The organism is Paenibacillus methanolicus, assembly GCF_008124765.1.
GTDB classification, from domain to species: Bacteria; Bacillota; Bacilli; order Paenibacillales; family Paenibacillaceae; genus Paenibacillus_Z; species Paenibacillus_Z methanolicus.
Genome location: NZ_VNHS01000014.1, coordinates 181,762 through 195,482, shown reverse-complemented (window position 1 = coordinate 195,482; position 13,721 = coordinate 181,762). Strand labels below are relative to the sequence as shown.

At 58.0% G+C, this 13,721-nt stretch carries 9 protein-coding genes, 1 rRNA gene and 1 pseudogene; 1 reads left to right on the top strand and 10 read right to left on the bottom strand.

Annotation, left to right across the window (positions count from 1 at the left end; genetic code table 11):
• The 6 genes and pseudogenes from BCM02_RS31085 to BCM02_RS36205 form a co-directional block, all read right to left on the bottom strand.
• Positions 1-92, bottom strand: a 16S ribosomal RNA gene (locus BCM02_RS31085); the annotation flags it as partial.
• Positions 93-414: 322 nt separating this feature from the next.
• The gene (speD, locus tag BCM02_RS31080; RefSeq protein WP_148933022.1) at positions 415-1,224 is read right to left on the bottom strand and encodes an adenosylmethionine decarboxylase; all 810 of its coding nucleotides are present in this window, start codon (positions 1,222-1,224) and stop codon (positions 415-417) included.
• A 300-nt stretch (positions 1,225-1,524) separates the two neighbouring features.
• The gene (locus BCM02_RS31075) at positions 1,525-1,872 is read right to left on the bottom strand and encodes a hypothetical protein (protein ID WP_148933021.1); all 348 of its coding nucleotides are present in this window, start codon (positions 1,870-1,872) and stop codon (positions 1,525-1,527) included.
• Positions 1,873-1,978: 106 nt separating this feature from the next.
• Positions 1,979-2,476: an NUDIX hydrolase gene (locus BCM02_RS31070; protein ID WP_148933031.1), complete on the bottom strand. Its 498-nt coding sequence runs from the start codon at positions 2,474-2,476 to the stop codon at positions 1,979-1,981.
• A 130-nt stretch (positions 2,477-2,606) separates the two neighbouring features.
• Positions 2,607-3,065, bottom strand: a complete 459-nt coding sequence (locus tag BCM02_RS31065; protein ID WP_148933020.1) for an acyl-CoA thioesterase — start codon at positions 3,063-3,065, stop codon at positions 2,607-2,609.
• A gap of 132 nt (positions 3,066-3,197) precedes the next feature.
• A pseudogene (locus BCM02_RS36205) lies at positions 3,198-3,506 on the bottom strand (L,D-transpeptidase); the annotation flags it as partial.
• 1,559 nt (positions 3,507-5,065) lie between these two features.
• On the opposite strand from BCM02_RS36205, the gene BCM02_RS31055 reads away from it, so the two are divergent.
• Entirely contained in the window at positions 5,066-5,365 is a 300-nt protein-coding gene (locus BCM02_RS31055) for a hypothetical protein (protein ID WP_148933018.1), read from the top strand.
• Between the two features lie 174 nt (positions 5,366-5,539).
• On the opposite strand, the gene BCM02_RS31050 is transcribed toward BCM02_RS31055, so the two are convergent.
• The 4 genes from BCM02_RS31050 to BCM02_RS31035 form a co-directional block, all read right to left on the bottom strand.
• The gene (locus BCM02_RS31050; RefSeq protein WP_148933017.1) at positions 5,540-5,824 is read right to left on the bottom strand and encodes a hypothetical protein; all 285 of its coding nucleotides are present in this window, start codon (positions 5,822-5,824) and stop codon (positions 5,540-5,542) included.
• 135 nt (positions 5,825-5,959) lie between these two features.
• The gene (locus BCM02_RS31045; RefSeq protein WP_187434501.1) at positions 5,960-11,863 is read right to left on the bottom strand and encodes a DUF3320 domain-containing protein; all 5,904 of its coding nucleotides are present in this window, start codon (positions 11,861-11,863) and stop codon (positions 5,960-5,962) included.
• A 333-nt stretch (positions 11,864-12,196) separates the two neighbouring features.
• The gene (locus tag BCM02_RS31040; protein WP_148933015.1) at positions 12,197-13,111 is read right to left on the bottom strand and encodes a glycerol kinase; all 915 of its coding nucleotides are present in this window, start codon (positions 13,109-13,111) and stop codon (positions 12,197-12,199) included.
• Between the two features lie 215 nt (positions 13,112-13,326).
• Positions 13,327-13,656 (bottom strand): nucleoside triphosphate pyrophosphohydrolase, encoded by a 330-nt coding sequence (locus BCM02_RS31035; RefSeq protein ID WP_148933014.1) that lies wholly within the window; start codon positions 13,654-13,656, stop codon positions 13,327-13,329.
• Positions 13,657-13,721: the final 65 nt, after the last annotated feature.

The following is a 13,721-nucleotide window of genomic DNA, read 5'->3' as shown; positions in this document are numbered from 1 at the left end:
AACCTTACCCCGAAGGGTAAGATCCGCTCGACTTGCATGTATTAGGCACGCCGCCAGCGTTCGTCCTGAGCCAGGATCAAACTCTCCATAAAAGAAAGATTGTTTAGCTCATTTCTTACGTTGACATATATCGCTCATTGTTCAGTTTTCAAGGAACAAGTTAGTTTCATTTGCTTGTCCGTCGCTCTCGCGGCCGGAATTAGAATATAACACATTGTTGCATTCCGTTGCAAGCTTTTTTTAAATTCTTTTTGTTTCTCGTTCTCGCGTTTGTTTCGTTCGCTGAGGACTTTTACATCTTACACGCCCATACGACAAAATGCAAGCTGATTTTTAAAGTTTTTTTAAAGGCCTTATTTCCTGCTCCATGCGCAAGGAAAAAGCCGCCCCCACGCAGGTGAGAACAGCTTTCGCTTAACGCGTGATGTTTTTGCCGTAGAAGATCTCGTCCATCTCGTGGCGGAGCTGCTCGGTGATGACTTTTTGTTCCGCGGGCGCAAGCTTGTCCTTGGTGTACCCGAACAGGTAGTTGTTCAGATCGAATTCGCGCAGCTTGCACTTCGTATGGAAGATGTTCTCCTGATAAACGTTGACGTCGATCATGTCGTACTGGTCGATGATCTCGTCTGGAATGTAGTTTTGGATGGAGCTGATGTCGTGGTCGATGAACAACTTGTGCCCCGTAATATCCCGCGTAAATCCGCGTACCCGATAATCGATCGTCATGATATCGGTGTCGAAGGAATGGATCAAGTAATTGAGCGCCTTCAGAGGCGAGATTTCACCACATGTCGAGACGTCGATGTCCGCGCGGAAGGTGCTGATCCCCTCGTCCGGATGGTATTCGGGATACGTATGTACGGTAATGTGGCTCTTGTCGAGCGCGGCCACAACCGCCTCCGGCAGTGGTCCCGGCGATTCTTCGAACGACTCGTTCGGCGCGGTCTCCACCGGCCCCTCTGAGACTAGGATCGTTACGCTGGCCCCTTGCGGCTCGTAGTCCTGACGGGCGATGTTGAGCACATGGGCGCCGATGATGTCCGTGACGGTCTTGAGGATTTTGGTCAGTCGTTCGGAATTGTATTGTTCGTCGATGTAGGCGAGGTAAGCTTCCCGCTCCTCTTTGGTCTTCGTATAACAGATGTCGTACATATTGAACGCAAGCGATTTGGTTAAGTTGTTGAAACCGTGCAGCGTGATGCGTTGTTCGGGCGTGAGCGTCATGAAGTTATCCCCCGTTTCGTTAAAAGTTCCCGCCTAATGTTCCCCCGTTGGATGTCCCCTATTCCGGCCGTACGGTTTGGGTAACAGCTTTTATTACCCGCTTGTCCGTCGTTCTACCAGATCAGCTGCATCTTCTATGAAGAAGCAAACATGGAAGAAGCAAACATGGACGTATTGGGCTTAGCTTGGCGCTGCACTGGCAATCAAAGATGCCTCCGGAAGGCTCAGATTGTGTCCTATATAATGAACAAAGCCTCGCCATCGTTGGCGAGGCTTTGTTGCGTACATGCGGTGACTTCGCTATTTTCTCTCGACGTGCAATAGCGTGACCGTCTTCGCCTGGTAGGTGCCTTGCAGATGCTCGTCCTTGAGCACGCCCAGTTTGAGCAAGCTGGCGATCTTGGCCGAGTCGGGTCTCGCTAACAGACGCCACAGCTGCGGATCGGGGAGCGCCGCGTAGAGCTTCTCCTCGTCGTATTCTTTCCGATCCTGCAACACTAATTTGGCCCGGTAACCGCCCGCTTCGAGTCCGGCCTCTCCCTGCTCGGCGCAAAACCCGGTGATTTCCGCGCGTAGCTCGGCGAGCTCCTGCTCGATTTCCTTCTGCTTGTTCTTCAGTTGGTAATACCGCTTCAACTGTTGATCCACGTGCCCATCACGCTCCTTGGTCTATCTGTATGCGGGATGGGCGGTTTTTAGGCTGGCGGGTTGCGCTCGGCGCGCGGATGCGGCCGGGTGTAGACGGAAGGAATTATTAAAGCTGGACGCGGTGGGTCGGTTCGGTCTGCGCACGATATGCGATCAGTTGCTCGCCGGCGTAGGTGAAATGGTGTTCGCAAAATGGCTGGTGCTCCAGCATGTACGGGAGAAAATACGGCACGTTGCTCACGACGCCGCGGTTGCGCGGGTGGAACAGCCACTCGGGGCTTTTCCAATCGAGGATGCCTTCCCGCGTGCCGACAGGTCCCTCGAAAACGTCGGCGTCCGAGGGCAGCTCCGCGATAAACGCATGCATGCCGCCGCTCCCCTCCTCGCTCGTCCACGTCACGGTGCCCGCATACCGAAGCCGGCTTGCCTCCACGCGAAGTCCCGTCTCCTCCTCGATCTCCCGCACGATATTCGCAAGCGGCGTCTCCCCTTGCTCGAGTTTGCCGCCGACGCCGTTCCACAGCCCCATGTTGGGCGCCGCGTTCCGGTTCAGCATGAGGACTTCGTCTCCCCGCCGAATTAACGCGATCGTATACTTCAGCATGTTGGTCACGCCCCCTCTTCCTTTCTCGCTACAAGGTGAGTTATATTCGCGAAACTTATAACGCTACTATTCAAAAAAAAAGACGGATTGCTCCGTCTTGGTAGTGGTCGTGTCGCGAATGCCGGACTGCTTAGGCGTTGGCGCCTTCGAAGGCGAGAATTCGCTCGCGCGCGGCATCGGAGATCGGCGTGCTCTTGCCCGTCTTCGTGTCGATGAGGACGATCGCGCCGCGTCCGCCCGCTTTCAGTTGGTCGTTCGCCACGAGCGCGTATTCGACGTCGATGGACGAGCGTCCGACATGCGCGGCCCGCACGTACAATTTGATCGGGTCCTTCAGGTAAAGCTGCGTCAAGTACTGGCACTCGAGGTCGGCGACAACGGATACTTTCTCGTCCGCGAACAGCTCGCCGGTCAGTTCCAGATTCTCGAAATATTCGATACGACCCTGCTCGAAGTACATAAAATAGCTGACGTTGTTCACGTGGCCGAGCAGATCCGTCTCGCAATAGCGGACTTTGATCGGCGTATAAAAGCGAAATTTGGCCAGCCAGGTCTGCGGATCGGGCTGGATAAAGGATTCTTTTCTCATGACGAAGCTCCCTTCGGGTTGCACGATGCAACATTCATTGTATCAGGCCTGAGGCGCGAACCACAATACGGTTTGTCGGGTAAGCGGAAGCCCAAGCGATACGGGAAGACTTGGGTTACGCGGCTACCCTTCGATGATTACATTCGTGCCGGTCGGGATCGCGTCGTAGAGCCATTCGACGTCCTTCGGGAGCATCCGAATGCAGCCGGCGCTTACGTACTTGCCGATGGACGAGGGCACGTTGGTGCCGTGGATGCCGTATTTGGTGCCGTTCGTATTCGGAACGTCGAGCCCCATCCACCGCGTGCCGAGCGGATTCGCGGGATCGCCGCCGGGGATGCTGCGGGCCGAGTAGTATGGGTTTTTGATTTTCGTAATGATGACGAACGTGCCGGTCGGGGTCAACCCCTTCGTCTTGCCGCTGGCGACCGCGAACGTCTTCGTTCGCTCCGGCGAGAACGAATAGTTTGTTCGCGGATAGGTCGATCCGGATGCTGAGCGTCTGCGCGGACGGCGAAGGCTTCGCGGTCTGCGCAGGCTTGGCGTCCGGCTGAGCCGGCTGGGTCGGCTGCGGTTTGGCTGCCGGCGCCGGTGGCGTCGTCGGTGGACCGGAAGCGGACGGGTTCGCGGTCTGGCCAGCGGTTGGCGACTGCGTCGCCGCGTTGGATGCGGATGCGCCGGTCGGCATGCTCGAGTACGCGTAGTATGGGTTGGGGACGGCGAGCTTTTGACCAGCCAGAAGCTTCGGGGCTGCCGGGTCGAGATCGTTGAACGCGGCCAGAAATTGAAGATACGCCGCCGGCTTGAAATAGCGGACGGACAAACCGTAGAGCGTATCGCCCGGCTGCACCGTATGCTGCACGTTCCCCGTCGGCTGCGGGATGACGAGGACGGCATTGGTCTGGAGACCACGGGCCGGGTCTAAAATGCCGTTGTATTGCATGATCGCGCGGATGTAGCCGCTGCGCGTGAACTGGCGGCTCGCGATCGCGTAGAGCGTGTCGCCCGCGCGGACTTCGTACATGCCCTGAATAATCGGATTCGGGAGGATGAGCGTCGTGCCCGCTTTCAGTCCCGCCGCGTTCGCGATGCCGTTGTACGCCGCGATCCGCGCGTAGTCGTCGCCGCTTAAATAGAACGTTCGCGCCACGCCAAAAAGCGTATCGCCCGGCTGTACCGTGTACGCTACGCTGATGTACCTTGCCGCGGCCGGTTCGACCTCCGCTCCTGCCGTCGTCCACATGCATTGACCCACCGCGATGAGCATGACGAGCATGCTCGCGGTCCATTTTACCCACTGTCTCACTGTTGATCACACCTTAGATGAAATATGTACGGCGCTGAGGTTTCGTCAAGATTCTGGTATTTTCCTGCTTGTTCGCGGCTGTGCGGTCGAAAACGAATCTTTGGTCCGGGGCGGCACAATGTGACGGATTGTGGCAATGGGTCTGGGGCGGTGGTTGGCGGTGGGCTTGGGGAGGAGTGGCGCGGGCGGGACGATGGGATTTTGGGCGGGGGCATGTGGGTAGGATTAGGCGTGTGGGGGATGATTGGGACGGCGGGATTTGGGCTGGGGTCGTGAGGGCTGATGTTGAGGAGTGCGTGGGATGGATGGGGATGGCGAGGTTTTGGACGGGAGGCTCGAGGGGCTGGAGTTGAGGAATGCGGCATTGATGTCGACGGCAGTATTCTGGATGGGGATCGCGGAGGACTAGGGTCAGGTGTTGGGAGACGGATGGGATGTCGGACTTGGACTGGGGCGTGGGGGCTGGAGATGAGGCGAGCGGGGATGGATTGAACGGCAGTATGGAAGGGAATCGCGGTGGGCTGGAGTTGGCTTACGCGTAGGTTGCTCGGAGACGGCGGCAATGTGGAGCGATTGAAAAAACGGGGAAGTTTGGTGCATGGGCTGCGCGCTGCCCTCCCCTATCGACGCTCGCTTATGGGGAGTCGGTGTAGTAAGATGAGAGGATTAGAACGCGAGGATATGAGGTGCTAAGATGGGCATTAGTTTTACCCGCTCCCTGGTCGATCGGCTGACGCGCGAGATCGCGGAGCTTGAGACGACGATACGGGGACATCAACAGAAGCGCAAGAAAACGCTGGGCAAGATCAACCAGCTGCAGCGCGACCAGAAGTTGAGCCAGTCGGCGAGCGACTTGAGCAGCAAGATTACGCGGGAGAATAAGCTGCGCAAAGAGATCGAGCAGATGGATGCGGAACTGACGCAGATGGCGAAGGCGTTGAAGGAGAAGCAGGCTTTGCTGGCGGATCAGAAGGGGAAAAGCGGCGAGGCTTAGGTTGATGCACCACTGTGGATGATGGATACGGCGACGTGAATGGCGTCGTGTCTGCGCGCTCGTTGAGGGCGGGAAGACGGTCTTCTTGGGAGCAACTGTTGTTGCGCATGGAAGGTTAGAAGGTGAAGGAATGAAAAAAGCGATGGCGCTTCCCGGTGCCATCGCTTTTTTCGTTTATTTTCTTACGTGGTAACGCTCCCAGTCGCGCAACGCTTCGGCTAGCGCTTGGTCGGGGAAATAGGCACGATGTCGAACCCAATCGGCTATGGCCTCGTTGCGCGTTCGGTAGGTTCTGTGGTCCGTGATGTTCCAAGGGTTGTAAATCTTGCGATACATACGGCCATCGGCGATGTATTCCTTGTAACGACGTACGGCTTTCGCGGCTTCTCGCTTGGCCCATGCGGTACCCGGCGTCGCGTGATCGGTCCAAACCGGCGACTTTTTGCGGCTTCTGCTCATGCTCTAACCTCCTTAACGGGAAGCTAGAGTCCATCGAGTTTCTTCAGCCCGGTCACCTCCTGGGCGGAATTTGCGAAACGCGCGCTGCTGCTACGAGAATATGAACCCACCGAGAGAATAGAAGCTCGAGCAGCGTTACTTCATAATAATCCGGTGCTGGTCATCCGTCTGGACCGTCCCGCGTTCCAGCGCGCATTCGATCCCTGCTCGCACGGCCTTATCCAAGGCGGCTCCGCTGCGCGCGTACCCTAGAGCTTTCACGACTTGCTTGACCAGCTCATCTTGCGGCAAGCTGATCTGCGAGGCAAGCACGTATTGCACGGCGGCGGCGATCTCCTCCGGAGGGAGTTCTTCGGCGGTGCGACGCAGCGCGTCTTCTTCCGCCACCCGGAAATGCGCATATTCGCTTGGGTTCACGCCCGCCGGCCAGAAATAAACCGTGCCCTCCCGCTCGGTCCGCGTCTCGCTCACCTGCTGCAGCAGTTCCGTGAACCGTTGGTCGAGCTTGGCGCCGAGACGGGCGATACCCCAAGCCTGTAGGATGCGCTTGGCCAGCAGCCCGCGGCTGATCGGCCCTTCCGCTTGGATGACCTGCCGAATTTGCTCCAGAATAAAGCCGGCGTTGGACGAGGCGTAGAATGCGTCCGTCCCCCAATCGACCTTCTGCAGCGCGGCTGGACGGTAAGGTTGCTTGCTCTCTGCCGTCGGCTCTGGCAGTGCGGCGGTTGCGGTTTCCGGAGTGACTGTTGCTGTTGCCGCTGTCGCTGATGGTGATGCTGCCGATTCTGTAGTTGCCGTCGGCCACGGTAGAAGCGATGGTTTTGGCGAGTCTAGCGTTGCGTTCTGAACGGATTGTTCCTGTTCATTAGCCGCATGTTGAATCGCCGCAATGATCCGCTCCGCGACTTTATCCGCATTCTCCCACCAGTCCGGCGTCCACAGCCGATAGAGCTTCCACCCCAACTGACGCAGCACCTGCTCGCGCAAAATATCGCGATCACGCGCGGTGTCGGCGTTCCGATACATCGGGCCGTCCATCAAAATGCCGAGCACGTACTGCCCGCCCTGCTCCGGATGCCGTACGCCGATGTCGATCCGATAGCCCGACGTGCCGACGTAGAGATCCGTCTCAAAGCCCTTCTGACGCAATTTCTCGGCCACCCCGCGATGCACGTGCGAGACCAGCGGAATTTGCTTCGCCTGTTCGCCCGCCGGCAGCGCGTGTTTGCCTTTCTCCGCATATTCCAAGAACGACTTCAGTCCGAGCACGCCTTGGGCGCTAATCCGGCTGGCCTGCAAATGATGGGCGCGCAGCGTAGAGAAGACGAGCATCTCCTCTCTCGCCCGGGACACCGCGACGTTCAACCGGCGCCAACCGCCTTCGCGGTTCAGCGGACCGAAGTTGAGATTGACTTTGCCGCTCGCATCCGGCCCATAGCCGACGGAGAACAAGATGACGTCCCGCTCGTCGCCTTGGACGTTCTCGAGGTTCTTGATGAAAATCGGTTCCGGCAGTTCGGCCGCCAGCTGCTCGAGCTCCGGTTCGCGCGCGAACGCCGCGTCGAGCATATCCTCGATCAACGTCTGCTGAATCGAGCTGAAGGTGACGACGCCCATGCTTTGGCGCTTGGCGGGATGCTTCAACCGGCGCGCGATCTCCGCGATAACCGCTTCGCCCTCGGCGCGGTTCTGCTTCGTGCGCCCGCGATCGTAGTACCCTTCGATCGGGAACCACGTAACGCTGGACACCGGCTCATCCGGAGACGGGAAGGTCATCAACTTGTTCTCGTAATAATGGGCGTTGCTGAACGCGATCAAGCTCTCGTGACGGCTGCGGTAATGCCAGGTCAGATGCCGCTGCGGCATGCCGAGCGACAAGCAATCCTCGAGAATGCTCTCCATGTCCTGCAGCACTTCTTCCTCGTCCTCCGCGTCTCCGCTGGACTTGGAGAAGAAGCTGGTCGGCGGCAGCTGCCTCGGATCGCCCACGATGACGGCTTGCGTTCCCCGTGCCAACGCCCCGACCGCCTGCGCCGTCGGCACCTGGGAAGCCTCGTCGAAAATGACCAGATCGAATTTCGCGTGTTTTGGATCCAAGTATTGCGCGACCGAAATCGGACTCATCAGCATGCACGGCGTCAGACGGGACAGCAGATTCGGAATGCCTTCGAACAGCTTGCGGATCGACATCGCACGGCCGCCGCTGCGGATGGCCCGCTGCAAAATGCCCGCTTCCGAGCTTTGCGCCGCTTCCTTCGTGATGACGGGAACGCGGGCGGATAACCGGGCGGCGATCTCTTGACGGGTTAGCTCGGCGAAACGTTGATCCGCTTCCTTGAACCGTTTGATCGCCTCCTCGAACAGTTGGCCGGAGAATGAACCCAGTTGCTCGTTGCGCGCGATGATGAAGTTGGCGCAGGCGCGGTACACGCCGCGGTCGAACGCGCCTTCGATCTCGTCGGTCGCGATCCGTCCTTCTTCGTAACTGGCGACGAGCGGCTGCAATCCCGCTTCCACCGCTTGGTCGCGGATGCGGCGCCATGCGCTCCAGTCGCGAAGCTGATCCAGATGGGATGACCATTGCTGCGCCTTCCCTTGCATAAAGGAGTGCCAATGTTCCGTACCGGAAGCGGCCGTCAGTACGGACCAGTCCGCTTGAAGCAAGCGTCCGATCGCTTCCTCGTCGGCCGCAACTTCCTGACCGGCGCGCTCCGCCCGAAGGAGCTGTTCCCGATGTGCCTGCATGCCGCTTGGGCCATTCGCGAGAAGCTCCGCTAGTCGGGTTGTCGTCTGGGCGGCACCGTGGGCGCCGAACGCTTCGAGCAGCGTCCGATCCAACCCCAGAAGCCAGGCGCAAGCCGCGTCGACCGCCTCCCAGTCGCCATGTTCTTCGGTTCGGAGCGACGGTCCGAGCAGCGGAAGGTTAGCGGCGCCCTTCTCGCGGAACGTCCGCTCTTCGGCTTGCAGATCTAGGATCGCGGACAGATGGTTCTTCACCTCGGTCTTCGCGATCGTCACGCCGGGGGCCGCCATCCTCCGAAGCAGCTTCGCGATCCGGTTCTGTCCGAGCCATCTCGGCAGCATCCATTGCAGTTCGGTCTTCGTCCACTCCGAGCTTGTCAATTGCGCGTCGAATTTCAGCACCTCCGGCTTGAACGCCGTCAGCACCTGCGCCTTCAATCGGTCCCGCTGTCTGCCCTGAGCCGACGCGGCTTGCACTTGGGCGACCGTCTCCGCGAGATTAGGCGTCTGCACGAAAGCCGGCCTAATATCCGGAGTTCGGCTAAGCAGCTCGCAGATTCGGGTGAACAGGACGGTCTGCTGCCTGGACATCGCCTTGGCCGATGAGATGCCGAGCAGATCGGCGGCTTGCGCAAAAGCGGCTTCGCCTTCGGATAGATGCGCCGCGTATTGGCGGAGCAGATTCTCCGCCTCTGTTTTGACCGGCTGGGTGTAATTCTTCAGCGTGAGCTCAGCTAGCGCATGACCGTGCGGATTGCCGCACTGGCTGCCGGCGGTCGTCATCTGGGAGACGAGGTCGCGCCATGCCGTCCACCGCTCCGGCTGCAGCGCTTCGATCGCGGCCGCGTTGAATTGGACGCTGTCCGGCCCTTGCCCTGCCTGCTCATAACCGGCAATCGCTTCGAACAGCGAGATCCCGAAATGCTGCTTGCGATGCAGCGCCTCGACATAGCCGTTCAACTCGTCGCGAAGCGCGGCCAACCGGTCGGACTGCGCGTTCCACCCTTCCGGGGGCATCATACGGGCGGTCTCCAGCACCGCGTTCAGCTGATCGAGCACGGCTTTCTTCGTACTCTTGTTCGAATGCAGCTCCAGACAAAACGGACCTAGCCCGATCTGCTCCAATCGCCGCTGCACGACGGATAAGGCCGCCATTTTCTCCGCAACGAAGAGCACTTTCTTACCGCTCGCCAGGGCGCTGGCGATCATGTTCGTAATCGTCTGGGATTTGCCGGTGCCGGGCGGACCATGGAGCACGAAGCTCTCGCCGCTGCCCGCCGCTTGGATCGCCGCCAGCTGAGAAGAGTCCGCGCTGATGGGAACAGCTAGGCTGGAAGGCGATGCCTGGTCTAGTGCCGGCGCGTCGTCCTCCGCTTCTTGCCATTGCAGCTTGCCGGCCATGAGACTGGCCACGATGCGGTTCTCCGCCAGCTCCTCCGACCGCGAACGGATGTCGTTCCACATGACGAATTGGCCGAACGAGAACAGCCCCAAGCACGCGCTCTCCTCCACGTCCCAACGGGGGACTTGAATGAGGGCATGCCGAAAGACGTTGAACACCTGCTTGAGCGCGATGCCCTTCTCGTCCCGCGGCAGCGGGTCCAAGCCGCCGATGCCGATGCCGAAGTCCTGCTTGATCATCTCCAGCAGCGTCACGTTAATCTGTGGCTCTTCGTCGCGCGCCCGGATGACGTAGCCCTGACGGGAAGATCGGCGAATGATGTCGACGGGCAGCAGGACGATCGGCGCATAACGCGGCGCTTCGCTGACGGGGGATTCGTACCATTTCAACAAACCAAGCGCCAGAAAGAGCGTATTCGCCCCATTTTCCTCCAGCGACGTCCGGGCTGAGCGGTACAAATGGATGAGCCGACGATCCAGCTCCGAAGCTTGCAGGTCGGCGCGAAGACGCTTGCGATCGAACTCCTCCCGCAGCAGCAGCGCCAGCGGATGGTTGCTGTTCACGTTCTGGTACAAGCCCGCGCTGCGCGCGTTGTCCTGCCAATCGCTCGGCTTGGCCAACAGTTGGAACTCCTCCCGCTCCGCCAGCGCATCCTCCAGATCGCTCAGTTGCGCGGTGATGATCGGCACGCTGGATTTGGTCAGGCGGAAATTGAGCAGCCCGTTGCGCAGCGTCATATCGAGCAGGCGGCGCTCCCATTGCTTCTGCTTCGTGCCCGGCTGCAGCTGATCGACCTCGATCGGCTTGCCGAGCTCCTCCAGCTGTTCGGGCGCCGATGATGGGCTTGAGCTCGAAGAGGCCGGTGCGGGTTCGATCACCCAGCCGTTCCCGCTGGCCGTCCGGATCGGAAGCGGACGGATCGCCGCCGCGCGCGCTCGGCGGATGTCGACGAGGCAGTCGAATTGATCCGGATTCTGCAAATGCGCGATCGCTTGGCTAACCGCTTCGTCGAAGCTTGCGGCCGAACCTTCCACGAACGCCGTCGCCTCCATGACGCAGATCTCGTTGACGCCCGGCGCGAGCCGCTTCGTCAGCAGCGAAATATCGTCCTGCACGCTCTCGGCGAACGTCTCCTCCACCAGCCATACGCCCGTGAACGCATGACCTGTCGTGAAGACGAGGAGCGGATGCAAGCCGACTGCCTCTAAGCAAGCGGCATAGAGAAGGGAGAGATCGAGACAATTGCCCATGCGATGCGCGACAATCGTCTCCGGCAGCCGGACGCGCTGTCCGATCTGCTCGAAGCTCGGCGGCGCGACGCAGTACGCGATGTTGCGGTTGTGAAGCGCGGCGTAAATCGCGGCGGCTTGGATGCGCGCTTGATTCGCGCTTTTGCTCTGGTAGGAGGTGAACGACGGACTGCCGGTCCACTTGGCCAGGATATCCGCCGCTTCCCGCACGATGCTGGCGACGTGCTGGTGATTCGGCGTGACGAAGGCGGCGGTCATCTCCGGGAGGACCGCTAGGCCGCTCCACTCATCGAAGGCGAGGACCGTGATGGCGCCGCGTTCTTCGTGAATGAGGTGATTGTCGGATCGTACGGTGAGGGTTAACGTTCCCGTGATACGTTCTGTCAGTTCCGCGAGAAATTGCGCCGACATCTGGAGATTCACGATGCCCAGATCGATCGGCTGCCCCGCCGGCAGCACGTCGATGGACTTGCTCCATTCGTAGGCGAACGCGGGCTCCGCGGTGATGGTGACGGTCAGGTTGCGGTTCTCGTCTTCCGTTTGATTGGCGAGCACGATTTGTCGAATAATGGGAACGTGATTTTGCTGCATGCCATAGTTGACGGTCTCGCTAAAGGACCATTGACATTGTAAGGCGCTGTTCAACAATAAAGCCTCCGTCCTATGTAGAATCGATGCTTCTATCATAGCACTATCCTATGTGGGCGCGCGCGGGGATAGGAGGAATATTGGGAATTTTGTGGGATTTTGGAGGGGTGGTGGTGGGATGGCGGGAATGTGAGATGGGGGAAAGAGAAAAGCGATGGCGCTTCCCGGTGCCACCGCTTTGTCTGTTATTTTCTTACGTAGTAGCGTTCCCAGTCGAGTAACGCCTGGGTTAGTCCTTGGTCTCGGTGAGGGTAACGAGTACGATATCTAACCCACTCGGCTTTGGCTACGTTGCTGGTCTGGTACCATTTGTAGTCGCCGTCGGAGGGCTTAATAGGCTTGTATGCCAAATTTCAGAAGCTTTTTGGGCAAGATATCATCCAAGTTCTGAATATCGGCATCTTCCAGCTCAATTAAATTGAAGCCGTATTTGTTATATATTCTAAGCTTCTCGTTTTTTCGTTCCACATAGCGCTTATCATTCTCCATGCCCCAGTATTCAATATATACTTTACCAACGGGGAGGTAGAAGTCGCAGTACACGTCCTCTTCAATTGGCAGCTTCCGCTCGTAGGCATGTACGATTTCAGACATGTAAAGCCAATTATCGATTAACATCTCCGCTCTTGAACGTACATAATGTCCGTCCGCAGTACGATGTTTAGCCTCAAACTTCTCACGAAAACCTATTGCGGCTGGCTTCGAAACATCTACCTTCTCTTCTGTTGATGCTTCTTCCGTTTCGACAACACTTACACCTTGAACGGATTGAATCGTTTCCAGCAGCCTTTTATTGGTCAGGATGCTTTCTTCCCAACACACGTACGGAATTCCTGTTTTCGCGTATTCAAACTGTTTTCCGCCTATGCTTTCTCCCAGCTTGGTAACCGTCCAACCCTTAACAGCCTTTTGAACCCAACCAAGCTCAGATAGAATGGGATTCATTCTGAATCTGGATATATTAAAGTGCTTGCTTAGCGTTACCGCGCTAATAAGTTTGCCGCTATTATCTGACTCGTCGTCCGTGGCCAATATAGTCTTGATTTGTTCATCCCATGCAATATAAGTCCCATGCTGGGGATGGGTTTTGAGTGTACCACCAAATTCTCTACCTTTATCCGTGAGCACCCAACCATCATTCTCTCGCTTGATACAGTCAGCGTCTGTGAGGGTTTGAAAGAGTTCTTTTGCCTGAATGCCCATTTCTTTTGCTAAAGCCGTCGTGGAAAGCAGCTTCTGTGTCATGATATGCCTACTTTCTTATGTCGTAAGAACATCGTGTTAGTATGGTTTACCAAGAAAAATCCGAGTATATGCAACTACAGTTTATTTAAAAACTAATGATATACACAACCGATAGCCAGGCGAACGCCGGACTGCACGACGAAGGAAGTCATAATGTAAATGCCGCTGGCACCGCAATTAGTTCGTCCGCCAGATTCTCGGTGATGAGCTTGACGTTAAGCTGGGTCGTCGGCATCGATCAGATACACCCGTTCTTCGAATCCGCCGCGTTTGTCCGCTTTGGCCGCTCGGATGGACTCCAACTGCTCCCAGGTTGCGCCATGCATGGTTGCGAGGGCGCGGATAACTTCGAGCATGTCGGCCATCTCCTCGAGCGACTCTTGTGGTGACTTGGCGGCGAGGAATTCCTCGAGTTCTTCATGCAGTTTGCGATTCAGCTCTCGATGGTAGTCTACTTCGCTGAGAACCATGGTACGGAAAGTTGCGCCCGTGGCCGCAATGACTTGCGGGATTTTGTCGCGGACGAGTTTGTTGTATGTCGGCATCGCGTTCACCCTCCTAATGGTGGAGACTGGCGGAATTACAGTTGCATCATGCATGCTTGCTCCAT

Excerpts from the sequence above, each read along its gene's own strand:
- BCM02_RS31070 (WP_148933031.1), bottom strand. The coding sequence starts at position 2,476 with ATGCTGAAGTATACGATCGCGTTAATTCGGCGGGGAGACGAAGTCCTC.
- BCM02_RS31035 (WP_148933014.1), bottom strand. The coding sequence starts at position 13,656 with ATGCCGACATACAACAAACTCGTCCGCGACAAAATCCCGCAAGTCATT.
- BCM02_RS31065 (WP_148933020.1), bottom strand. The coding sequence starts at position 3,065 with ATGAGAAAAGAATCCTTTATCCAGCCCGATCCGCAGACCTGGCTGGCC.
- speD (WP_148933022.1), bottom strand. The coding sequence starts at position 1,224 with ATGACGCTCACGCCCGAACAACGCATCACGCTGCACGGTTTCAACAAC.
- BCM02_RS31055 (WP_148933018.1), top strand. The coding sequence starts at position 5,066 with ATGGGCATTAGTTTTACCCGCTCCCTGGTCGATCGGCTGACGCGCGAG.
- BCM02_RS31040 (WP_148933015.1), bottom strand. The coding sequence starts at position 13,111 with ATGACACAGAAGCTGCTTTCCACGACGGCTTTAGCAAAAGAAATGGGC.
- BCM02_RS31050 (WP_148933017.1), bottom strand. The coding sequence starts at position 5,824 with ATGAGCAGAAGCCGCAAAAAGTCGCCGGTTTGGACCGATCACGCGACG.